The organism is Leucobacter triazinivorans (genome assembly GCF_004208635.1).
Lineage (GTDB): Bacteria > Actinomycetota > Actinomycetes > Actinomycetales > Microbacteriaceae > Leucobacter > Leucobacter triazinivorans.
In genome coordinates, this window is sequence record NZ_CP035806.1 from 398,290 (window position 1) to 421,042 (window position 22,753).

Genomic DNA, 22,753 nt, shown 5'->3' on the forward strand with positions numbered 1-22,753 from the left:
GCCCTTACTGCTCTTCGCCGAGGATCGAGGACACCTTGAACATGCCGTCGGCCGCCTCGGGCGCGTTCGCGAGCGCCTGTTCTCCCGTCAGCACGTCGGCGACCTCATCGGGCCGCATCACGTTGTTCAGCGGAATCGGGTGGCTCGTGGCGGGCACGTCGTCGCGCGCCACCTCGCTGACCTTGGCGATGTTCGCGAGGATCGAGTCGAGCTCTGTCGTGAGCGAGGCGATCTCGGCATCGGTGAGGGCGATCCGGGCGAGGCCGGCGAGATGCTGCACGGTCTCGGCCGTGATCTCTCCGGTCGCCGCGGCGCGTTCTGCCGCAGGGGTTTCAGACATGCTGCTCCATCGTGACGTCGGGAGTGGGAGGTTCGGTGCCGGGGGTCTCGCAGCTGGCGGCCCCGGCGAACCCCACCATCCTATCGATGCGGGAACGGAGGATTCTGCGCGGTGCGCGATCCGTCGGCGTTCCAGAGACCGGAGCATCCGCGGCGGTGGCTCGTGACCAGGTGCGCGTCCACGATACCGGTGGCGGTCATCAGCGCGAAGACGGTCGTCGGTCCCACGAACGAGAACCCGAGGCGCTTCAGCTGCTTCGCGAGCGCGTGCGACTCTGGTGAGGCGGCGGGGACCTGCTCGTCGCGCTCGGGCGCCGGCGAACGCTCGGGCATGTACGACCACAGGAGCTCGGCCAGGCCGGGCCCGGAGCCGTCGCGCAGGCGCATCACGGCACGCGCGTTGCGCACGGTCGCGGCGATCTTCATCCGGTTGCGGACGATGCCGGGGTCGGCGAGCAGGCGCTCGATCTCGGTGTCCCCGTACTCCGCGACGCGTTCGGGGTCGAAGCCGTCGAAGCCCGCGCGGAATGCCTCGCGCTTGCGCAGGATCGTGAGCCAGGAGAGACCGGACTGGAACGCCTCCAGGCTCAGGCGTTCGAACAGCTCCTGCTCTCCGAAGACCGGCATGCCCCACTCCGTGTCGTAGTACTCGGTCAGCAGCGGGTCGCTCGTCGCCCACGCCGCGCGCGTCGGCGCGCCCGTGGGGCTCTGAGGTCTGGGGCCTCCCGGCTCGACTGGGTGCTGAGGCATCTCCGATCCTTCCCGCGCTGACGACCGCGCTTCCGGGTCCGGATGCGCGTGCCCCTCAGGTTAGTGACGCCCGGAGCGCAGCGCAGACCGGAACCGCGACTTGTGGATAACTCGCGCGCACGGTCGCCTGTGCGCAGTCGGATCAGGATTCGGCGCCGTCGACCTCCGCACCGTGGACGTCCGCGTCGTCGTCGACGTCACCGCCGACCTCCGCGCCGACCTCCGCGCCGTCGCCCGCGGCCTCCGCGGGAGTTCCCCCGAGTCCGAGCGCGGCGGGCCCCTGGGCGACGAGCACGGCGAACTGCTCCGCGTCGAGCACTGGGATCCCGAGCTCCTCAGCCTTCGCCAGCTTCGACCCGGCGCCCGGGCCCGCCGCCACATAGTCGGTCTTCTTCGAGACGCTGGACGCCGCCTTGCCCCCGGCCTGGATGATCGCCTCCTTCGCCCCGTCCCGGGTGAACCCGTCGAGCGATCCGGTCGCCACCACCGTGAGCCCGGCGAGCACGCCGCCGTCGGCCTGCGCGGCCCCCGGGCCGGGGTGGCCCGGCGTGGCCCACTGCACGCCCGCAGCCGCCCAGCGCTCCACGATCTCCCGGTGCCAGTCCACTTCGAACCACTCGGCGAGCGACTCGGCGATGATGCCGCCCACGCCCTCGACCTCGGACAGCTCCGCGACGGACGCCGCGCGGATGGCATCGAGCGAGCCGAACCAGTCGGCGAGCGCACGGGCCGCGACCGGCCCGACGTGGCGGATGTTGAGAGAGACCAGCAGTCGCCAGAGCGGCTTCGTCTTGGCCTTCTCGAGCTCCGCGAGCAGCGTATCGACGTCCTTCGACGGCTCCGGTACCCGGTGATCCTTCGTAATGCCCGCCCTGCGGCGTTCTGCGGGTGTCGCATCCTCCCAGCCCGGCGGGTACATCGCAGCGCTCAGCTTCTGGAACGGGGTGCGCCGCCGGGGCTCCCCCGTCTGATCGTCGAGCAGTGGCTCTCCGGTCTCGCTGTCGCGCACGATCACGACGATCGGCACGAGCTCGTCGATGCTCAGTTCGAAGAGGCCCGCCTCGGTCTCGAGCGGCGGCTCGGCGGGGAACTCGGGCTGGGTGAGCGCGGCCGCAGTGATCTCCCCGAGCACCTCGATGTCGAGTCCGCCGCGGGAACCGATGTGCTCGACCCTGCCGCGCAGCTGGGCAGGGCAGGAGCGCGCGTTCGGGCAGCGCAGGTCGATATCCCCCTCCTTCATCGGCCGCAGCTCGGTGCCGCACTCGGGGCACTCCCGAGGCATCTGCCACTCGACCTCGCTGCCGTCGCGCACCTCGACCACCGCGCCCAGCACCTCGGGGATGACATCTCCGGCCTTCCGCAGCACGACGGTGTCGCCGATGCGCACCCCCTTGGCGGCGACCACCTGCTGATTGTGCAGCGTGGCCTGCCGCACGGTGGATCCCGCCACCTTCACCGGCGCCATGACGGCGTAGGGCGTCGCCCGGCCGGTGCGGCCCACACCGACCCGGATGTCGAGCAGCTTCGTGTGCACCTCCTCCGGCGGGTACTTGTAGGCGATGGCCCACCGGGGCGCCCGGCTCGTCTCGCCGAGCTCGGCGTGCAGCGCGAACTCGTCGACCTTCACGACGATCCCGTCGATCTCGTGCTCGACGTCGTGCCGGTGCGCGCCGCGATCCTCGATGAACGCCGCGACCTCGTCGACGCCGTCGAACACGCGGGAGTGGGGCGACACCGGCAGGCCCCACCGCTCCAGCAGCGCGTAGGCATCCGACTGGTTCTCGAAGCCGGGGTGCTGCCACGCGCCGATCCCGTGCATGTAGAGCGAGAGCCGGCCGAGCCGATCCCGCATGAGCTCGAGCTCCCGCGCGTTCTTCTTCTCGGCACGCTGGCGCAGACTGCCCGCGGCGGTGTTGCGCGCGTTCGCGAAGTCGGGATAGCGCACCGCGATCTTCTCCTCGGGCACGCCCTTGGCCAGCTGCTCCGCCGCGAACTCCTCCTGCAGCGCGCGCTGACGCGCGTTGAGCGCTGCGAAGTCCTCGGTCGTGAGGAAGACCTCGCCGCGAGCCTCGAAGAACTCGGGGATGCCCGTCCCGGTGAGCCGCCGCGGGATCACCGGGATGAGGTCGACGTTCTCCGTGATGTCCTCGCCCACCCGACCGTCGCCGCGGGTCGTCGCGGTCTCGAGCACGCCGTTCCGGTAGGCGAGGCTGATGGCGAGCCCGTCGATCTTGAGCTCGGTGAGCCAGCGCACCTCGCGTCCGGCGGCCGCGCGCGTCTTCTCGGCCCACTCGCGGAACTCCTCGAGGGAGAAGACGTTGTCGAGGCTCAGCATGCGCTCGGCGTGCTCGTGCTCCGGGAACCCGGCCGACACCACGGCGGCGCCCACCTCCTGGGTCGGGCTGTCCTGTCCGGCCAGCTCGGGGAACGCGCGCTCGATCGCCTCGAGGCGGTGGAACATCTCGTCGTACTCGGCGTCGGAAACGAGGCTCGCGGCCTCGGAGTAGTACGCGGTGCGCAGTCGCTCGATCTCGCCGGTGAGCCGCGCGGCCTCGGCTCGCGCGGCGTCGAACTCGGTCGGGATATCGGAGTTGGGGTTCACGGGATCCAGTCTAGGAGGCGGCCCTCGTCCGCACCCCAACGCCTCGACACCCCTATGCCTCAAGACCTCGACGCCTCGACGCCCCTTCGCCTCAAGACCTCGACGCCTCGACGCCCCTTCGCCTCAAGACCTCGACGCCTCGAGACCTCGACGACTCGACGCCTCAGACAGGCGATCGACGCTCAGGAGGTCGCTCTCCCTCGGCGAATTCCGACCTCCGGAGCTTCGACCGCCGCCTGCGGCGTGAGGGGCCCGGGTGGGGCGGGGCCGGGCCGGGCAGGCCTGGGCGGAGCCGGCTCCCAGAGGTGAGCCGAGCGGCTACTCAGCGGCTGCCGGCTCGGCGGCCAGCGCGCGATCGATGGTGAATTGGCCGAGCACCCGGGTGCCGATGTAGAGCACCGCCGTCTGCCCCGGGGCGACCCCCGACAGCGGCTCGGCTCGATCCCGATCGATGTCGACCACGACTTCGTGAGTCGCGTCGGCACGGTGCTGCTCGGTGCGGTCCTCGTCGAGGATCGGGGCGAGTCGGGCCGTCGCCGGTACGGGATCGGCGTGGGCGCGGATCTGCACCTCGCAGTCGAACGCCTCACCGGTGTCGAAGCCGGGTTCGCCCGCCCAGCTGAAGCGGCCCCCCGCGATGCGCGAGATCGCGAGGCTCTCGCGCGGCCCGACGACCACCTGGTTCGAGACCGGCCGGATCGAGAGCACGTAGCGGGGCTTGCCGTCGGGTGCCGGTCGCCCGAGCTGCAGACCGCGGCGCTGGCCCACGGTGTAGCCGTGGGCGCCGTCGTGGCGGCCCACCACTTCTCCGCTCTCGTCGAGGATCTCGCCCGGCTCCCGCTCGACGTGCCCGGAGAGCCACCCGCGCGTGTCGCCGTCCGGGATGAAGCAGATGTCGTGACTGTCGGGCTTCTGCGCGACCTGCAGTCCGCGCTCGGCCGCCTCCGCGCGAATCAGCTCCTTCGACGGGGTGTCGCCGAGCGGGAAGTAGCAGTGAGCGAGCTGGCGTTCGGTGAGCACGCCCAGCACGTACGACTGGTCCTTCGCCCACGCGCTCGCGCGATGCAGTTCACGGCCGCGCGCACCGTCCACGAGCGACGCGTAGTGCCCGGTGGCCACGGCGTCGAAGCCGAGCGCGACGGCCTTGTCGAGCAGCGCCGCGAACTTGATCTTCTCGTTGCAGCGCATGCACGGGTTGGGGGTGCGGCCCGCGGCATACTCGGCGATGAAGTCGTCGACCACGTCCTCCTTGAAGCGCTCGCTGAGATCCCACACGTAGAAGGGAATGCCGAGCAGGTTGGCGGCGCGTCGGGCGTCCATCGCGTCCTCGATCGTGCAGCAGCCGCGGGATCCGGTGCGCAGCGTGCCCGGCATGCGGCTCAGCGCGAGGTGCACGCCGACCACGTCGTGTCCGGCCTCGACGGCGCGCGCGGCCGCGACCGCGGAGTCGACACCGCCGCTCATCGCCGCCAGAACCTTCATCCGGACCAGTGTACGCGCCGTCACGAGAGCCCCGCCGCGTGGGCCCGTTCTAGCGCCTGCGGGAGCGCGTCGAGCAGCGCGTCGACCTCGCTCTCCCGCGTTTCCGGCCCGAGGGTGAAGCGGAGCGCCCCGGCGGCCTCGCGGTCCGGCACCCCCATGGCCTGCAGCACGTGCGAGAGCTCGGCCACGCCCGCCCGGCACGCGGAGCCCACCGACGCCGAGACCCCGGCGGCGTCGAGCAGGAAGACGAGCGAGTCGCCCTGGCACCCGGGGAACGTGAAGTGCGCATTGCCGGGCAGCCGCGCGCCGGGGGCCATCGGATCGGCCCCGCGGAGCACGGCCGTCGGATCGATGGTGCGCACACCGACGATCAGGCGGTCTCGCATCGCCGCGACCCGAGCGATCTGCTCCGGGCGCGGATCGGCACCCGCGAGCGCCGCATCCAGCGCCGCGGCGAAGGCAGCCGCGCCCGCGACGTCCTGCGTGCCCGAGCGAGCGCGCTGCTGGCTCCCGCCGTGCAGGAGCGCATCGGCGGGAGTGCTGCGTCCGAGTGCGAGCGCTCCCACACCGACCGGTCCGCCGATCTTGTGCGCCGAGACCGAGATCGCCGCCGCGCCCGACTCCACGAGACTCACCGGGACCTGCCCCAGAGCCGAAACTGCGTCCACGTGGACGGGGACGCCGGCCGCGTTCGCGATCCCGCAGAGCTCGGCCACCGGCTGCACCGTGCCGACCTCGTTGTTCGCCCACAGCACGGAGACGAGGGCGATCCGCTCGGCTCCGACCTCCGCGACCGCGGCGGCGAGCGTCGCCGGGGCCAGACGCCCGTCGCCGTCGAGCGGCAACCAGCGCAGCTCGAACCCCTGGTCGTCGCGCAACCACTCGGCCGCCTCGAGCGTCGCGTGGTGCTCGCCCTCGGCGACGAGGATCACGTTTCGCGCTCCCGGCCCACCGGCTCCCCCGTCCGCGGTGCGTCGTCTGGCCCAGCAGATGCCCTTGATCGCGAGGTTGATGGACTCCGTGCCGCCGCCGGTCAGAATCAGCTCGGCGCGATCGCAGCCCAGCGCCGACGCGATGCGCTCGCGCGAGCGCTCGAGCAGCTCGCCGGCGCGCTGCCCGTGGCCGTGCGTCGAGGCGGGGTTGCCGACGACTCGGAGCGCGCCGGTGTAGGCCTCGAGCACCGCGGCCGGCATCGGCGAGGTCGCCGCGTGATCGAGATAGGCGCGATCGGCGACTGCCGGAGAACCGGCGGTCCGCGCACGCGCGGGATCCGAAGACGCAGGACCCGCCGTCTCTGCCGGCCCGATCATCGCGTCGCTCAGTACAGCAGGTTGGCGAGGCGACCGCGCGCTGCGATCACCCGCGGGTCGGCTGCTCCGACGACCTCGAACAGTTCGAGCAGACGCTCGCGCACGGCGGTGCGCTGCTCGGCGTCCGTCGCTGCGAAGAGTTCGAGCAGGCGCAGGAACGCGTCCTCGACGTGCCCACCGGCGACGTCCAGGTCGGCCACGCCGAGCTGCGCCTCGATATCACCGGGATCGGCCGCGGCAGCGCTGCGGATGGCGTCGGCCGTGCGGCCCTCCAAGCGGTGGAGGAGTTTCACCTGCACCAGGGCCGCGCGCGCCTCGGCATCGGCAGGGGCCTTCGCGAGCACGGACTCCCACTCAGCGACCGCGGCTGCGTAGTCGCCGCGCTCGGCGGCCTCGACGGCCGCCAGGTGCGCCGGAGGAATCGCGGGCTCGGCCGGAGCATCGCCCTCGTCGTCCCCCGCGTCGACGCTCGGCGCCTCGACGCGGCCCACGACGCCCTGCTGCTCAGCGAGCTGCACGAGCTGGCCGAAGACCTCGCGCACCTGCGCCTCGGGCACGGCGCCCTGGAACAGCGGCACGGGACGACCACCGACGAGGGCGACCACCGTCGGGATCGACTGCGCCTGGAACGCCTGCGCGAGTCCCGGGTTCGCGTCCACATCGACCTTCGCCAGCAGCACCCGACCCGAGAACTCGCGCGTCACGCGCTCGATCACGGGGCTCAGTGTCTTGCACGGCTCGCACCACTCGGCCCAGAGATCGAAGACCACGGGGACCACCGCCGACAGCTGCGCGATCTGCTCGAACGTCGCATCGGTGACGTCGAGCACGAGATCGGGCACGTCGACGATCTGTCCGGCGCCGGACCGATCATCGGCACCGCCTGCGGGGGCGCTCGGACGAGTGCCGTCAGGAGCCCCGGATGCGGCGGACCCCCGCGCCGCCAGATGGCTCAGATCGATTCCACCGCCGGGGATCCGCTCGGGCATCTGCTGACTCATGCTCAATTCCTCACTCCCACCAGCTCGCTCGTCACTCCGAGCAGCTGGATCTTCGATCCGTCTGTCTTGCTGGGCACGAAGAACAGCAGTTGGTGGGCGACCTCCTGCACCAGCCGATCCTGTTCCCCCTCGAGGCCGGAGAGTGCCGTCACCGCGTCCTGGGCCTGCGGCTTGTAACGCCCGCCCTCGACGATCTGCTCTTCGATGACCGTGGTCGCCACCAGCGCGCCCCCGACCCCGGTCGAGAGCGCCACCGGCGCTTCGTCGCCCTGGCGCGCCGCGACCGAGAACTCGAGGTCCTGATCCTCGTCGTCGGACTGCTGCTGCGACGCATCGGCGCGCGCCTTGCCGTAGTTCTCCAGCAGCGACTCGCCCTCGAGGTCGAATGCCTCGGCCTCGGGCGCATCTGCCCCGTTCTGCAGCACCGCCGCGAATGCCGTCCCCACCTCTCCCGGCGGCAGGACGAGCGTCTCGAGCTCGTTGCTGAGGAGCGCGGTGCCCTCTTCCGCGGGTGCGGCCGGCGGCATCGAGATCCCGCCGCGCAGGGCGATGACGCGCGACACCATGTAGTTCTGCTGCGGCGTCTCCTGCGTCAGGATCAGCGCGAGCGACGGCGAGGCCGCCGCGGGCTCCTCCTCCCCGGTGTCCTCCCCCTCGGTGGGCTCCGGGTCCCCCGCCGCGTCGACCATGCCCGGCTCCGACGCGATCGTGACGAACAGGGTGCGCGGCCAGGACTCCGTGCTCTGGACGAGCTCGTAGTCGAGCTCCTCCTCGGTGAGTCGAGGCGGCACCACGCCGTAGTCGGGCATCGCGGCGCGAATGGTGTAGTTGGCAGCGCGTTGATCGAGCGCATCGCCGGTGAAGCGCTCGGAGAGCATCGCGGAGTCGAGCGCGTCGTCCGATGCGTTCGCGACAGCTGCCACCCGCTCGACGATCCGGTGCAGCTGCTCATCCTTCACCGGGACCGGAGCGACCGAGGTCTGGGGGGCCGGCGCCTCCTCTTCGACGGGTTCGGCGCCGAACTGGGGCCAGTAGCTCGCGGAGCACCCGCTCAGGCCGAGAGTCACCGCCAGACCGAGAGCGGGGAGCGCGAACGCGCGTCCGCGACGGTGCGCCGGCCGGGCCGCGCGCATCGGGACCGCGTCGCCCGCGCGCTCTGCGGCCGCGTCGTCGGCGCCGCGCCGCGCGCGGCGCGCCCCCAGCGTGTTGCGGATGCCCTGCAGCGGGCCGCGGCGCCCGCGACGGGGCCCGAGACCGCGGCGATCGTGATCGATCGCGAGGAGGTAGAGCACCCCTCCCACGAGAGCGAGCAGGCCTCCCGCGGCGAGCAGCGGGCCGGCCCACGGGGTATCCGGGTTCTGCACCCAGATCAGCGAGACGTCTTTGGGCACCGGGTTCCCCCCGTCCGAGGCGATGAGCACCGACTGATCGGCCGATAGCGCCACGGGCACGCGCAGGGTTCCCGTGTCGGTTCCGCTGCCCGCGTCGTCGATCGCGCGCTCCTCGAGCCATAGATCGCTGCCGCGCGGGTCGAGCGGCTCGGGCGCCTCCGCTTCGCCGCCGTCCGCTGGCGCGTCGACCACTGCGGGCGCGACGAGGGCGCTCAGCAGCCGATGGTTCGCGGTGTCGACCGTGAGATCGGCGTGCTGGAACGGCTCGACCCATCCGCGCACATCGCGTGTGGCGCCGGTCGCGACGAATGCGCGCTCGCCCTTCACCACCACGTTCGCCTGACCGGGCACCTTGCCGAACTCAGCGCCGTCGACGACCGCGTACCCCGCCTCCGACTTCGTATCCACCGGAAAGCTGATCTCGGACGGGCCTGCGAGGAAAGTGCGTTGGCCGATGCCGAGCAGCAGCAGGACTCCGGAGAGCACCAGCGCCGCAATCGCGAGCACGTATCGCACAGAGGCTCCTTCGATGTCGGGAAATGGGTCGGGGCAGCTTCAACGCTACCGGAGCTTTCCGGATGCGACATGAAGAGCGCCCCGATTCGGGGCTTCCGAGCCGTCGGCGGCAGGCCCCGAAGCGGTCGGAGCATTCCCGGTCCGGGTGCGGGGAAGTACGCTATCGTGGTGCTCACCTTTCTTCGGGCGCGCGCGACGAGCACCGCGCGCCCGTGGTGACCTCGTCCAGATTCCGGAGGCACAGTGTCCGAATCCCCTCAGCCGTTCTCACCTGCCTTCCGCGGCTACAACCGCGACGAGGTCGACGAGCGGGTCGCCGCTCTCACCGGGCACATCTCGACGCTCCAGTCCCATCTGCAATCCTTGCAGACGGCGCACCAGCAGGCCAGCCAGCAGGGCGAGGAGCAGCGTCGACTCATCGGCGAGCTGCAGGAGCAGGTGGCCGAATTGGGCGCAAGCGGGTACTCGGGACTCGGGCTGCGCGTCGAGAAGAGCCTGCAGATCGCCGAGGATCACGCGCAGCGACTCATGGCCCAGGCCGACCTCGATGCCGAGAAGCTGCGGCGCTCGTCGGAGGACGAGGCGAAGCGCGTGCTCACCCAGGCGCAGCTCCGCGCCGACGAGATGCTCACTGCGGCGGCCGAACAGGCTGAGGTGATGGTCACGGGGGCGCGCAATGATCTCGCCGAGCAGACCGCCGCCGCGAACGCCGAGCGCGAGCGACTCGTCGACGAGGCCCGACGTACGGCCAACCTCGAGCGCAGCTCCGCAGAGCGCGAGTCGATCGCCGAGCGCGAGACCGCGCACCGCGATGCGCAGGCCGAACTCGCCGAGGCGCGGGCCGAGGCGGAGCGCGTCCTCGCAGACGCGCGAGCCCAGGCGGGCGAGTTGCGGGCCGAGACCGAGATGCACGCGGAGACCTTCGCCCGGCAACGGGCCGAGACGGAGCGGGAGGCGGAGCTCGAGCGCGTGCGCCTGGTGCGCGAGGGCGAGCGCGCCCGGGCCGAGTTCGAGGCGAAGCGACAGCGGGAGGAGGCCGAGCTCGAAGAACGCTACACGGAGCGCACTCGCGAACTGGAAGCCGAGATCGATGCGCTTCGCCGAGAGCTCACGACCGAGATGGACACGCTGCGGGGCAGGATCACCCAGGAGCGCGAGGTGCACGACGCGGCGATCGCGAGTGAGCGCGAGCAGCACGATCGACGGCTGGCCGTCGAGCAGCGCACGCACGCCGATCGAATCGCGCAGGAGCGGGAGGAGCACGACGCGACGATCGCCCGCGCGCTCGCCGCGCAGCAGGCCGAGCTCAGCACGCTCGCCGAACAAGCGGCCCGCGAACGGGATCGAGCCGATGCACAGGCCGAGCAGGAGCGCAGCGCGCTGAGCGAGCGCGAGACCGCCGAGTTGCGCCGGGCCCGTGAGCGCCAGGAGCAGCAGATGCGCGCGGAGCGCGACGCGCACGACACGCGTCTCGCCGACGAGCAGGCGCAGCACGACTACGCGATCTCCGAAGAGCGGCGCGTGCACGACGAAACCCTCCGTGCCGAGATCGTCTCGCACGAGGCGCGCCTGCGCGACGAACAGGAAGCGCAGGGGAACCGCCTCTCGGCCGAGCTCGAGGCCCATGTGGCGCGGCTGGCCCGGGAGCGCGAAGCTCACGAGCGCGGTGTCGCCGAAGAACGCATGAGCCACGAGGCGGCGCTCCACGCCGAGCGCGAAGAGCACGATTCGGAGCTGTCCTCCGAGCGCGAGCAGCACGACGCGGCACTCGCCACCGAGCGCGCGCAGCACGACGCGGCACTCGCAGGCGAGCGCGAGACGCACGAGCAGCGCCTCGCCGCCGAACGCGAGCAGCACGACGCGGCACTCGCCACCGAGCGCGCGCAGCACGACGCGGCACTCGCAGGCGAGCGCGAGACGCACGAGCAGCGCCTCGCCGCCGAACAGCAGGAGCACGCCGAACGCATCTCGCAGGAACGTGCTGCGCACGAGACTCGGATCGCGGGCGAACTCGAGGAGCACCGAGCCCGCATCGAACGGGAACGAACCGGCCACGAGGATCGGATCGGCGCCGAGCTCGTCTCGCATCAGGACCGACTGATCGAGGAATGGGACGACCACAGGGCCCGGCTCGACGCCGAACGACTCGCCCAGGAGGAAGAGCTCGCGGCGGCGCAACAGGATCACGAGGAGCGGATCGCGCGCGCGCTCGCCGAGCACCAGGGGCGCATCTCCGACGAGACCACGATGCACGATGAGCGGATCGCCGCGCAGCTGCTCGAGCATCAGCAGCGCATGGACGACGAGCGAGCGGCCGAGGAGCAGCGCTTGCGCATCCAGCGCGAAGAGGCCGCGGAGTCTCTGGGCCTCGAGCGCGAAGAACTCGAACTGCGGATCGAACGCGAACGTGCCGGGTTGGAAGCCGACATCGCCCGAGAGCGGGAGGAGCACGAGCGCACCATCGCCGCCGCGCTCGCCCAGCACGAGGACGACCTGCGCCGGGAACGCGAGACGCAGGCAGCCGCGATCGCTCGCGAGATCGCCGCCCAGCGCGCGTCCGCAACCGAGGAGACCGACCTGCTCCGTGCCGACACAGTGGCCGAACTGGCCGAGTACCGGGCCGCAGAAGAGGCCGAACTCGCACAGCTGCGTGCCGACGCCGAGGATGCGGCTCGCGAGGCGTATCAGCGGATCGAGGCCGACACGAACGCATTCGCCACCTCTTCCGCGCAGCAGCGCGAGGCGCTCGAGCAAGAGCTCGCCGCTCGTCAGCGCGAAGCCGCCGAGGCCGGGATCCGAGAGGTCGAGGCGACGCGCGCGGAGCTCGAGGAGCTGCGTGCGCAGCTCGAGCTCGCGCGCACGGAATACGATCGGATCACATCCGAAGCGGTGCAGGACGCCCGCAGCACGCGGGCCGCAGCCGAACAGCAGGCCGCGGAGACCGTCCTCGAGGCCGAACGGCGCGCCCAGGCCACCTTCGCCGCGGCCGAGGAGCGAGCGACGAAGGTGCTCGCCGCCGCGGAGGACCGCATGACGCAGCTGAAGGTGGAGCGGGGTGCCGTCGCGCGCTACTTCGAGAGCCTGGGCGAGGTCATCACCAATGCGCAGAAGATGAGCACCGTTGCCGGCCGTCTCGTCGATCAGCCGGTGGCAGAGGCGCTGGACGCCGAATCAGAGCGGGCCGAAGAGGCGCAACGGTGACGCTCACGGCGGCTGCGGACGGCTCGGCTCTCGGCAACCCCGGCCCCGCGGGGTGGGCCTGGGTGGTCGACGATCAGCAGTGGCGCGCAGGTGGATGGCCGCGTGCCACCAACAATCAGGGTGAGTTGATGGCGGTGCTCGATCTGCTCCACGCGACCGCCGCGCGTGCCGACGAGCCGCTGCACGTGCTCTGCGACAGCCAGTACGTGATCAATTCGGTGACGAAGTGGATGCCGGGATGGAAGCGGCGGGGCTGGCGCAAGGCCGATGGCAAGCCCGTGCTCAATCGGGAGCTGCTCGAGCAGCTCGACGCGGCACTCGCCGGACGGGACGTGAAGTTCGAGTGGGTGAAGGGTCACGCCGGCCACCCGCTCAACGAGGCGGCTGATCTGCGCGCCCGATCCGCGGCTACGGCTTTCCAGGCCGGTCGCTCCCCCGATCACGGTCCCGGTCTCGCCGATGTCGCCTCCGCACCATCCGTCGAGGTCTCGCTCGAGCAACCCGCCGCCCCTCCGACGCTGTTCTAACCCTCGAACGCCCAGTCGACGCACTCCCGGTCAGCGTCACGAGCCTCGAGACGAGAGCGCGCGACGATGATCTCGGGAAGCGAGCGCATCAGGGTTGGGGCGGCGTCGCGGAGCGACGACGCGCCGGGGTCCCCTGCCTAGCGAGCGTCGAGATCATCGTCGCGCGCGAGGCATTCTCAGGCGAGCCTCCAGCAGTGCGCGTGGTAGTGGCGGCGATCCCGCACCGCGGCCTCGTCGCCGAAGAGGTGCTCGGCGCTCCAGGCCACGACGTGCGCCTGTCCCGGGAGCACGTCGGTGCCGCAGGCAGGGCAGCGGTAGCTCTTCTCCGCGCGATGGGCCGGAATGTCGCGTACGAACCAATCGGCCCCGCGCCAACGCTCCCTGCGGGCACCGCCGTAGGCGAGGCGCTCGACGTCTCGCGGGGGCTGCTCCGCCGCGCGCCGATACTTGTTCACCCGTCGCGGGCGAGCCATCAGCGGTCTACCACCAGTGGTTCGCGGTCCAGAAGGCGTAGGCCGACGCCCAGCTGCCGTAACGGCCCACGGCGTAGCCATTGGCCCAGCGGAGGTTGTCGACGGGATCGTATCCGTTACCCGGAACCTTGCTGCAGGGGTATGCCTGGATCAAGCCGCAGGCGCCCGAGCTCGCATTCGTGGCGTTCGGGTTCCACCCGCTCTCCTTCGAAGCGATGAAGTCGACATATCCCCAGTCGCTCTCGGCGATGCCAGCCGCCGCCATCCACTCGGCCGGCGAACCGCCGCCCGAGTACTTGGGCGGCGCGAACGGCGTCGCCGCCGACTCCGCTCCTGCCGCCTCCGCGGCTGCTTCGGCCTTCTCGGCCTTCTCGGCAGCCTCCGCGGCGGCCTTCTCGGCCTCGAGGCGCTGTCGCTCCTCAGACGAGATGTCGACCGGCACCTCCGCGAAGACCAGGTCGGCATCATCGGTCTCATTCGGAGTGAACACCTGATGGATGCGCTGCTGGAAGGCGAGCGCTTCGGCATCGGCCTCCGCCGTGGGCATGGCGAACGGGGCGACCACCGCGACGCCGAGGAACCCGGCGACCGTAAGGGCCGCGATCGGGGCCCTCAGCCGGGACCAGCGCGAAACGGAGTTTGGTTTCAATGCAGACACAATGTAACGATTCTATCTCAGAGCGGCGGTCCACTCAATGGGCATCTCGATTTCGCAGCGGCACGCTCACCGGCGGGTCGCAAGAATCAGCTCGACCACCGCGTCCAGCAGCGCGTCGACCTGGTCCTCGTCGTATCCCCGCCACTCCGAGTGGAACACGACATCGCGCACCTCGGCGGGCTGGAGGGCCAGCTCCCGACGCTCGAACATCTCGGAGATCCGGTCCAGGAAGGCATCGACCTGCGAGCGCCGGTAGCCGGTGGCGAACATTCCGCGCCGCCGGAAGCGCCTACCGCGGGCGCGCTGAATGCGACCGCGCACCTCGGAGAGCAGCTGCCGGGTCTCGGCCCACCACGCATCCTCGCCCTGCTCACGGAGAAGAGCTCGCCGCCGTCGCTCGAAGAACACCTCTTCGAGCCGGTCCAGCGCCGCATCGACGTAACGCGGAGCATAGCCGCCCCGCTTCACCGCGAATGCCGTACGGCGCACCTCTTCGGCGGTCATCGTCTCCGGCTCGCCCGTCGCACCTTCATAGGCGGCGCGAGCCCGGGCCAGGAAGTCATCGACCTGCTCGGGCGCGTAGCCCCGCTGGGATCCGGAGGCGAGCGGAAATGAAGTGTGCACCGAACCATTCTGCTGCGTCCGCGGCGCGTCTGCCTGAGAAGTCATCAGACGACTCCCAGCACCAGCGCGACGCCGTAGACGCCGACGGCGGACGGCAGCAGGGAGTCGAGCCGGTCCAGGAACCCGCCGTGGCCCGGAATCCATGAGCTCATGTCCTTCACACCCAGATTGCGTTTGATCAGCGATTCCGTGAGGTCGCCCCCCGTCGCGGTGAGGAGGACCACGATTCCGATGATGATCCCGACCCACCAGGGCTGCTGCAGCGCGAGCACGGCGACGGCGACACCCGCCCCCATGGCGGCCACGGCCGCCCCGGCGAATCCCTCCCAGGTCTTGTTGGGACTGATCCGCGGAGTCATCTTGTGCTTACCCAGGGTGACGCCGGCCGCGTAGGCCCCGACGTCGACGGAGACGACGGTCAGCACCAGGGCGAACACCCACCACTCGCCCCGCTCCCCCGCGACGAGCAGCACCGAGAAGGACGCGAGGAACGCCACGTAGACCAGCGTGAAGAGCCCCGAGAACACGTCGCGCACGAGCGTGCGCCGAGGCGTCTCCCAGGCGGGGACCAGCCCCTCGACAAGACGCCACACGGTCAGGAGCGCAGATGCAGCGAACAGTCCCAGCAGCATGCCCTCGGCGCCCCAGAAGAAGGCGCCGCCCACCACGACCAGACCGCCCAGCGCGACCCCGACCCGGGGGACGCGGCGACCGGACACGCGGAAGGCCGCAGCCAGTTCGATCAACGCGACGGCCACGAGCGCCGCGACGAGCAGCACGAAGACCTGCTTCACGAGCAGGAGACTCGCGAGGAACACCCCCGCGAACACCAGCCCGGAGAGCACGGCGAAGAAGAGGTTGCGACCCGCCCGAGCCTCGATCTTCGCGTTCGTGGCCTCAAGCTGCGCGCGCGTCGATTCTATGGCGCTCCGGATCTCGTCGCGTCGCTCCGGGCCCGACATGGGCTAGACCTCCAGCAGTTCGGCTTCTTTGCGCTTCAACGCATCGTCGACCTGGTCGATGAACTGCTTGGTCACGGCCTCAAGCTCCTTCTCGGCTCGAACCACCTCGTCCTCACCGATCTCGCTCTTGAGCGAGTCGAGGTCGTCCTTGCCGGCGCGACGCACATTGCGGATCGCCACGCGCGCATCCTCGGCGCGACCCTTGACGATCTTCACGAACTCCTTGCGGCGCTCCTCCGTCAGCTCGGGCAGCGAGACACGGATCACGTTGCCGTCGTTGCTGGGGTTCGCGCCGAGATTCGGCATGTCCCGAATCGCCTGCTCGATGTCCCGCATCGCGCCCTTGTCGTAGGGAGTGACGATGAGGCTGCGCGCATCCTGGTTCTGCACCGAAGCGAGCTGCGCGAGCGGTGTCGGGGTGCCGTAGTAGTCAACCTGCAGATTCTGCAGCAGAGACGGATTGGCGCGCCCCGTGCGCACCGTGGCGAACCCCTCCTTCGCGGCTTCGACCGCCTTGGTCATACGGTCCTTGACGTCGACGAAGACCTCTTCGATCACGGTGCACTCCTTCTGAAACCTGCTGGTGTCGCTCGTATCCCACAAGCTTAGCGGTCGGCGGTCGTGCGACGCTCAGCTGTGGACCAGCGTGCCGAGACCGTCGCCGCGGATCGCCGCCGTCACGTTGCCGGCCGGCTCCATGCCGAAGACGCGCATGGGCATACCGTTGTCCATGCACAGGCTGAAGGAGGTTGAGTCGACCACCTTCAGCCCGCGCACGAGCGCGTCGCCGTAGGTGATCCGATCGATGAGCGTCGCCTCGGGATCCTTGTGCGGATCGGCCGTGTAGACGCCGTCGACCCCGTTCTTGGCGACGAGCACCTCGTCGGCGTGGATCTCGAGCGCGCGCTGCGCGGCCACGGTGTCCGTGGAGAAGTACGGCAGCCCCGCACCCGCGCCGAAGATCACCACGCGGCCCTTCTCCAGGTGCCGGATGGCGCGCAGCGGGATGTAGGTCTCTGCGACCTGTGTCATCGTGATCGCGGACTGCACACGGCTGCCGACGCCTGCCTGCTCGAGGAAGTCCTGCAGGGCGAGCGCGTTCATGACCGTGCCGAGCATGCCCATGTAGTCGGCCCTGGCGCGATCCATGCCGCGCTGCGAGAGCTCCGCGCCCCGGAAGAAGTTGCCCCCGCCGACCACGACCGCGACCTCCGCGTGCTCCATGGCCGCCGCGATCTCGCGCGCGATCTGGCTCACAACATCGGGGTTGACCCCGAGCGTGCCGCCTCCGAACGCCTCCCCCGAGAGCTTCAGCAGGACTCGGCGCTTCCGATCGGCGGTCTCGGTCATGGGGTCTCCTTCGTGAGGTGTGCGGTCTCGGGTCTCGGTTGAGGCAATGATAGTGGGCAGCAGAAGGGCCCGGATCGCATCACGATCCGGGCCCGAAACGGCGTTTAGGCGCCGACCTTGCTGCGTGCGAAGCCGGTGACGGCGATGCCGGCCGCCTCGGCGACCTTCTTGACCTCGCGCTTATCGGCGTCGAGAGCGTGCACCTGCTCGTTGAGCGCGACCTGCTTGAAGAACGCGGTGAGGCGCCCCTCGACGATCTTCGGCAGAGCGGCCTCGGGCTTGCCCTCGTTCTTCGAGATCTCCGTGACGAGCGCGCGCTCCTTCTCGACGTCGGCCTCGGGGACGTCTTCGCGGCTGAGGTAGAGCGGGTCCGCGAACGAGATGTGGCGGGCGATGCTGAGTGCGGCCTCGGCATCGTCGCCCTCGTACCCCACGACCACGCCGATCTGCGGGGGCAGATCCTTCGAGGTCTGGTGCAGGTAGACGGCGGTACCGGGAGCCTCCACCCGCGAGACCTTGCGCAGCTCGATGCGCTCGCCGATGATGGCGGCCTCATCGGTGATCACGTCGGCGACGGTCTTGCCCTCGGCGGGGGCGGCGAGGGCCTCCTCGAGCGTCGTCGCGTTGGCGGCGACGATCGCATCGAGCACGCGATCCGCCAGCGCGATGAACTTCTCGTTCTTCGCGACGAAGTCGGTCTCGCAGACGAGTTCGATCATCGTTGCGGCGCCCTCGCTCTGCCGGACCGCGACGAGCCCTTCGCTCGCCTCGCGGTCGCCGCGCTTCGCGACACCCTTCAGGCCCTTAAGACGCAGGATCTCGATCGCCTTCTCGATGTCGCCCTCGGCTTCGACCAGGGCGTTCTTGCTGTCGACCATGCCGGCGCCCAGGCGCTCGCGCAGTTCCTTCACGGCGGCCATGCTGACTGCAGCCATGTGTGACTCCTTCTGTGTCATCCGGTGCGGGCCGCGGAGTGCGCGGCCCGCACCGGATCCATGATTTCGGTCTGTGTCTTGCGAGTGACGGTGCCGAGGCTACCGCCTGCGGATGAACCGCGGGTTACTCGGCGGCGGGCGCGGCCTCGGCGGGCGCGGCCTCGGCGGGCGCGGCCTCGGCGCTCTCCGCGGCGGCGGGGGCCTCGGCGGCGGGGGCCTCCGCGGCGTCCGCGTCCGCGTTCAGCAGCTCGACCTCCCACTCGGCGAGCGGCTCGGCGGCGGCCTCAGCGCCCTCGGCGGGCTTCTGGTGGCGCTCCATGAGTCCCTCGGCGGCCGCATCGGCGATCACGCGGGTGAGCAGCGCGACCGAGCGGATCGCGTCGTCGTTGCCCGGAATCGGGTACGTGACCTCGTCGGGGTCGCAGTTGGTGTCGAGGATCGCGATCACGGGGATCCCGAGCTTCTTCGCCTCGTCGATCGCGAGGTGCTCCTTCTTGGTATCCACCACCCAGAGCGCCGACGGGGTCTTGGTCATGTGACGGATGCCGCCGAGCGACTTCTGCAGCTTCTCGAGCTCGCGCTTCTTGAGCAGCAGCTCCTTCTTGGTGAAGCCGCTCGTGGTGCCCTCGAAATCGAGCTGCTCGAGCTCCTTCATACGCTCGAGACGGCCGGTGACCGTCTGGAAATTGGTGAGCAGGCCGCCCAGCCAGCGCTGGTTCACGAAGGGCTGGTTGACGCGCGTCGCCTGCTCGGCGATGGCTTCCTGGGCCTGCTTCTTGGTGCCGACGAAGAGGATGTTGCCGCCGCGGGCGACGGTCTGCTTCACGAACTCGTACGCGGCATCGATGTAGCCGAGCGACTGCTGCAGATCGATGATGTAGATACCGGAGCGCTCGGTGAAGATGAAGCGCTTCATCTTGGGGTTCCAACGACGGGTCTGGTGTCCGAAGTGGACGCCGCTGTCGAGCAGCTGGCGCATGGTGACGACGGCCATTGCCGTTCTCCTGTTCTGCGCGCCCGTGCGGACGCGCGTCTTGCGGTTGATATCGGTCGCGGTCGCGACCAGATCCTGGTGCCCTCGGATTCCGCCGCTCCGCGCCGCGCCGACCCACGACCAGAGACGATCGAGGGCCCGTGCGAACGGAGACCGGTGGCGGTGCGCCGATGAGCGGGCACGCGAAGTCACCTCTTGCGAGGTGCGGGATACATCTTAGCACCGTCTGACGCCGCGCACGCACAAGCGGCCGCTGCCGCTTCGCCCACATTCTTCGGGATCCATCGTCCCGCGCACGACCTTTCCACAAGCGCTCGAATCGGCTGTCGCACGCAAGACCTCGCAGCCGAGGATGAGCGTCCAGGAGGTGCCCATGTCCACACCAGCAGCACACAACCAGGCGCTCGGATCGCGGGGCGAATCGATCGCCGCGGCCTACCTCGAGGAGCGCGGCTTCCGCATCGTCCAGCGCAACTGGCGCACCCGTCGCGGCGAGCTCGATCTGATCGCCGTGGACTCCGGCGTCCTCGTGGCGGTCGAGGTGAAGACGCGCAGCGGAGCGGGCTACGGACACCCGTTCGAGGCAATCACCGCACGAAAGGCGCTCCGCCTGAGGCAGCTGCTGCTCGAGTGGGCCCGCGCGCACGGCTCCCGGGCCCGCGGGCTGCGCGTCGACGCCGTCGGTGTGGTGCTGCGCACCGATCTCGAACCGTGCATCGAGCACCTGCGAGGCATCTCATGACCACGACGGTCTGCCGCGCCGCCTCGGTGGCCCTGACCGGACTCGAGGGTACGGCGATCATGGTCGAGACCGCCGTCTCGCAGCAGCTTCCCGGCATGGCCATCATCGGCCTCCCCGACACGGCCCTCGCGGAGGCCAAGCTCCGGGTGCGCACGGCCACCGCGCAGGTCGGGCTGCCGCTCTCGGACCGGTTCCTCACCATCAACCTCAGCCCGGCGTCCCTGCCCAAGCACGGCTCGGGGTTCGACCTCGCCATCGCGCTCTCCGCGCTGGCGGCTTCGAAGCACCTCCCGCCGCACCAGCTCCCCGGTGTCGCGCACCTCGGCGAGCTCGGCCTCGACGGCGGGTTGCGACGACCCGCCGGCCTGCTCCCCGCGGTGGTCGCCGCCCGCTCGCTCGGCTTCGACCGGGTCATGGTGCCCGCCTCCTCCGGCGCCGAGGCCGCTCTGGTCCCCGGAATCGAGGTCATCGCGGTGCCCGACCTCGTCAGCGCGGTTGCCTGGTACCGGGGAGAGCTCGACGCAGCAGCGCTCCCGGGAGCCGCGGAGACCGCGCTCCCACCAGACGAGGCGCCGCTCGACATGTCCGACATCGTGGGCCAGCCCGAGGCCGTGGAGGCGCTCGTCGTCGCGGCCGCCGGGCGGCACCACCTCTCGCTGCTCGGCCCGCCCGGCGCCGGCAAGACCCTGCTCGCCTCGCGGCTGCCCACCATTCTCCCCGACCTCACGTCGGACGAGTCGCTCACCGCGAGCAGCATCTCGGCCCTCGGCGGCGTGCCGCTCACCCGCCTCGTGCGGCGTCCCCCGTTCGAGGCCCCGCACCACACGGCATCGGCCGTATCCATCATCGGCGGGGGCGACAGCGGCGGCGTGCGGCCCGGCGCCATCACCCGGGCCTGCCACGGGGTGCTGTTCCTCGACGAAGCGCCGGAGTTTCCGCGAACCGTGCTCGATGCGCTGCGGCAACCGCTCGAGTCCGGTCGGATCGAGATCCACCGCGCCCGCCTGCGCACCGTGCTCCCCGCGCGGGTCCAGCTCGTGCTCGCGTCCAATCCGTGCCCCTGCGGCAACGCCGGCTCGCCCGACACCGCGCAGGACTGCCGCTGCTCCCCCAGCACGCGCGTGAAATACCTGCAGCGCATTTCCGGTCCGCTCAACGACCGTATCGACCTGCGTCTCACCGTGCGCCGCGTGGCGAGCGTGCTGCAGCACGAATCGGGGACTTCCGGCCCGTCGAGCATCGAACTGCGCCGACGCATCGCCGAAGCCCGCGCTCGTGCGGCGGAGCGTCTCCGCAACACGCCGTGGACGGTGAACTCCGAAGTGCCCGGGACCTGGTTGCGCGGTCGCGATGCGCGCCTGACACGCGCGGATACCTCGGTGCTCGACCGCGCGCTGGCACGCGGGTCGCTGACGCTTCGCGGCTACGATCGTGTGCTGCGCGTGGCCTGGACGATCGCCGACCTCGCGGGGAACCGGCGGCCGGGCCGGAGCGAGGTCGCTCGAGCACTCGTGCTGCGGGGAGGAGATGCCCGGTGAACCCCGCCGGCTCCCAGAACGATGCCGACTCGCGGAGCGGCGCCTCGGAACCGCGACCGACCGAGATGCGGCGCAGCACCGAGGGCATGATCCGCGCCGACTCCGAATTCCGCACACGGCTCGAACATCTGACCGCCGATGCCGCGCCGACAATTGCCGCGAACGCTGCGGACCCAGGCGGTCCGACGCCGGCCGACACGCTTCTGGCCCGGATCGTGTGGGCCAGGCTCGTCGAGCCCGGCGATGCGATCGCGGGCGGACTCGTCGGAGCACTCGGGCCGGTGCGGGCCCTCGACCTGGTGGCGTCGAACACTCCGATCGGGCGTGTTCGGGACCTCGTGCACGCCGCATCGGGAGCAGAGCCCGATCCGGCCGAGCTCGCCCGCGCCTTCGCGCGCTGGAGGCTGCGACTCGACCGTTCGGCGACCATCGCAGATCTCGAACGGGGGCTCGAGGCGCAGATGCGCATCATCACCCCCGAATCGGAGCACTGGCCGTCTGCCCTCGCCGATCTGGGCGATCACGCCCCGCTCGCCCTCTGGGTGCGGGGCGACCACACCTTGCTGGCGCGCTTCTCCCTGGCGGTCGTCGGAGCCCGCGCCTGCACAGGGTACGGTTCCCACATCACCGCCGAGCTCACCGAGAGCGTCTGCGAGACGGGAACGACGATCATCTCCGGAGCGGCCTACGGTGTCGACGCGGTCGCCCATCGCACCGCGCTCGCGCTCGGCGCGCCCACCGTGGCCGTGCTGGCCGGAGGGGCCGACCGCCCCTATCCGAGCTCGCACGGCCCGCTGCTGGAGCGCATCTCCGAATCCGGCGCGGTCTGCTCCGAGATGGTGCCGGGATCCGCGCCGACGCGGTGGAGATTTCTGCAGCGCAACCGCTCGATCGCCGCGCTCGCGCGCGCCACGCTCGTCACCGAGGCCGGCGTGCGCTCCGGATCACTTAACACCGCGGGGCACGCGGCAGAGCTGGGTCGAGCGCTCGGAGCGGTTCCCGGCCCGGTCACGAGTGCGGCTTCGGCGGGGTGCCACCGGCTGCTCCGCGAGTACGGCGCGACTCTCGTGACGAACGGCGCGGAGGTCCGTGAGTTCCTCGGGCTCTCCAACGATCCGGCGCTCTTCGAGGCCGAGACGCCCGAAACCGCACGGCAGCCGGCACGGCATCGCCGGGTGCTCGACGCCCTGCCTCTGCGGGGAGGCCGTACCGCAATGGAGGCGGCACGCCGTGCCGGGCTCGATGTCGCGGACACGCGGTTCGCGCTGGCCGAGCTCGAGCTGCTCGGGGCCGTAGCTCGTCGCGAAACGCCGGGGGCCGCCGAGTGCCACTGGGTCCTGCTGCGACGACAATGAGAG

Annotated in this window: 20 protein-coding genes; 5 read left to right on the forward strand and 15 right to left on the reverse strand. The window is 70.9% G+C overall.

What is annotated here, in order from left to right:
* Nucleotides 1-4 precede the first annotated feature (4 nt).
* The 7 genes from gatC to EVS81_RS01865 all read right to left on the reverse strand — a co-directional run bounded on the left by gatC (nucleotide 5) and on the right by EVS81_RS01865 (nucleotide 9,391).
* Nucleotides 5-340 (reverse strand): Asp-tRNA(Asn)/Glu-tRNA(Gln) amidotransferase subunit GatC, encoded by a 336-nt coding sequence (gene gatC, locus EVS81_RS01835; RefSeq protein WP_130108877.1) that lies wholly within the window; start codon nucleotides 338-340, stop codon nucleotides 5-7.
* A gap of 80 nt (nucleotides 341-420) precedes the next feature.
* Entirely contained in the window at nucleotides 421-1,089 is a 669-nt protein-coding gene (locus EVS81_RS01840) for a DNA-3-methyladenine glycosylase I (RefSeq protein WP_130108878.1), read from the reverse strand.
* 142 nt (nucleotides 1,090-1,231) lie between these two features.
* The gene (gene ligA, locus EVS81_RS01845; RefSeq protein ID WP_130108879.1) at nucleotides 1,232-3,691 is read right to left on the reverse strand and encodes an NAD-dependent DNA ligase LigA; all 2,460 of its coding nucleotides are present in this window, start codon (nucleotides 3,689-3,691) and stop codon (nucleotides 1,232-1,234) included.
* A 318-nt stretch (nucleotides 3,692-4,009) separates the two neighbouring features.
* Entirely contained in the window at nucleotides 4,010-5,173 is a 1,164-nt protein-coding gene (gene mnmA / locus EVS81_RS01850; protein WP_130108880.1) for a tRNA 2-thiouridine(34) synthase MnmA, read from the reverse strand.
* A 20-nt stretch (nucleotides 5,174-5,193) separates the two neighbouring features.
* Nucleotides 5,194-6,366, reverse strand: a complete 1,173-nt coding sequence (locus EVS81_RS01855; protein ID WP_240740041.1) for a cysteine desulfurase family protein — start codon at nucleotides 6,364-6,366, stop codon at nucleotides 5,194-5,196.
* A 125-nt stretch (nucleotides 6,367-6,491) separates the two neighbouring features.
* The gene (locus EVS81_RS01860) at nucleotides 6,492-7,484 is read right to left on the reverse strand and encodes a tetratricopeptide repeat protein (protein WP_130108882.1); all 993 of its coding nucleotides are present in this window, start codon (nucleotides 7,482-7,484) and stop codon (nucleotides 6,492-6,494) included.
* 2 nt (nucleotides 7,485-7,486) lie between these two features.
* On the reverse strand, nucleotides 7,487-9,391 hold the full coding sequence (locus tag EVS81_RS01865; RefSeq protein WP_130108883.1) for a DUF8094 domain-containing protein: 1,905 nt from the start codon (nucleotides 9,389-9,391) through the stop codon (nucleotides 7,487-7,489).
* Between the two features lie 243 nt (nucleotides 9,392-9,634).
* Here EVS81_RS01865 and EVS81_RS01870 point away from each other — a divergent pair, with 243 nt between their 5' ends.
* Together EVS81_RS01870 and EVS81_RS01875 are read left to right on the forward strand one after the other, a co-directional pair.
* On the forward strand, nucleotides 9,635-12,592 hold the full coding sequence (locus EVS81_RS01870) for a hypothetical protein (RefSeq protein ID WP_130108884.1): 2,958 nt from the start codon (nucleotides 9,635-9,637) through the stop codon (nucleotides 12,590-12,592).
* The gene (locus tag EVS81_RS01875) at nucleotides 12,589-13,119 is read left to right on the forward strand and encodes a ribonuclease H family protein (protein WP_130108885.1); all 531 of its coding nucleotides are present in this window, start codon (nucleotides 12,589-12,591) and stop codon (nucleotides 13,117-13,119) included. The genes EVS81_RS01870 and EVS81_RS01875 overlap by 4 nt, the downstream gene beginning before the upstream one ends.
* A 176-nt stretch (nucleotides 13,120-13,295) precedes the next feature.
* On the opposite strand, the gene EVS81_RS01880 is transcribed toward EVS81_RS01875, so the two are convergent.
* The 8 genes from EVS81_RS01880 to rpsB all read right to left on the reverse strand — a co-directional run bounded on the left by EVS81_RS01880 (nucleotide 13,296) and on the right by rpsB (nucleotide 19,115).
* Nucleotides 13,296-13,592, reverse strand: coding sequence for an ATP/GTP-binding protein (locus tag EVS81_RS01880; protein WP_130108886.1), 297 nt, complete (start codon nucleotides 13,590-13,592; stop codon nucleotides 13,296-13,298).
* A gap of 7 nt (nucleotides 13,593-13,599) precedes the next feature.
* Complete coding sequence (locus EVS81_RS01885; protein ID WP_130108887.1) at nucleotides 13,600-14,250, reverse strand: aggregation-promoting factor C-terminal-like domain-containing protein; 651 nt, start codon at nucleotides 14,248-14,250, stop codon at nucleotides 13,600-13,602.
* A 66-nt stretch (nucleotides 14,251-14,316) separates the two neighbouring features.
* Entirely contained in the window at nucleotides 14,317-14,874 is a 558-nt protein-coding gene (locus tag EVS81_RS01890) for a DivIVA domain-containing protein (protein ID WP_240739919.1), read from the reverse strand.
* A gap of 44 nt (nucleotides 14,875-14,918) precedes the next feature.
* On the reverse strand, nucleotides 14,919-15,836 hold the full coding sequence (locus EVS81_RS01895; RefSeq protein ID WP_130108889.1) for a phosphatidate cytidylyltransferase: 918 nt from the start codon (nucleotides 15,834-15,836) through the stop codon (nucleotides 14,919-14,921).
* A 3-nt stretch (nucleotides 15,837-15,839) separates the two neighbouring features.
* Nucleotides 15,840-16,394 carry a ribosome recycling factor gene (gene frr / locus EVS81_RS01900; protein ID WP_130108890.1) on the reverse strand — a complete coding sequence of 185 codons (555 nt, stop codon included), beginning with the start codon at nucleotides 16,392-16,394 and terminating at the stop codon, nucleotides 15,840-15,842.
* A gap of 72 nt (nucleotides 16,395-16,466) precedes the next feature.
* Nucleotides 16,467-17,186 carry a UMP kinase gene (pyrH, locus tag EVS81_RS01905; protein WP_130108891.1) on the reverse strand — a complete coding sequence of 240 codons (720 nt, stop codon included), beginning with the start codon at nucleotides 17,184-17,186 and terminating at the stop codon, nucleotides 16,467-16,469.
* A 104-nt stretch (nucleotides 17,187-17,290) separates the two neighbouring features.
* On the reverse strand, nucleotides 17,291-18,121 hold the full coding sequence (gene tsf, locus EVS81_RS01910) for a translation elongation factor Ts (protein WP_130108892.1): 831 nt from the start codon (nucleotides 18,119-18,121) through the stop codon (nucleotides 17,291-17,293).
* Nucleotides 18,122-18,245: 124 nt separating this feature from the next.
* Nucleotides 18,246-19,115 carry a 30S ribosomal protein S2 gene (rpsB, locus tag EVS81_RS01915; protein WP_130108893.1) on the reverse strand — a complete coding sequence of 290 codons (870 nt, stop codon included), beginning with the start codon at nucleotides 19,113-19,115 and terminating at the stop codon, nucleotides 18,246-18,248.
* A 373-nt stretch (nucleotides 19,116-19,488) separates the two neighbouring features.
* On the opposite strand from rpsB, the gene EVS81_RS01920 reads away from it, so the two are divergent.
* The 3 genes from EVS81_RS01920 to dprA are packed head-to-tail and all read left to right on the forward strand — an operon-like array spanning nucleotide 19,489 to nucleotide 22,750.
* Nucleotides 19,489-19,857 carry a YraN family protein gene (locus EVS81_RS01920; protein ID WP_165384165.1) on the forward strand — a complete coding sequence of 123 codons (369 nt, stop codon included), beginning with the start codon at nucleotides 19,489-19,491 and terminating at the stop codon, nucleotides 19,855-19,857.
* Complete coding sequence (locus tag EVS81_RS01925) at nucleotides 19,854-21,395, forward strand: YifB family Mg chelatase-like AAA ATPase (protein ID WP_130108895.1); 1,542 nt, start codon at nucleotides 19,854-19,856, stop codon at nucleotides 21,393-21,395. The genes EVS81_RS01920 and EVS81_RS01925 overlap by 4 nt, the downstream gene beginning before the upstream one ends.
* On the forward strand, nucleotides 21,392-22,750 hold the full coding sequence (gene dprA, locus EVS81_RS01930; protein WP_240739920.1) for a DNA-processing protein DprA: 1,359 nt from the start codon (nucleotides 21,392-21,394) through the stop codon (nucleotides 22,748-22,750). Before EVS81_RS01925 ends, dprA begins: the two co-directional genes overlap by 4 nt.
* Nucleotides 22,751-22,753 lie beyond the last annotated feature (3 nt).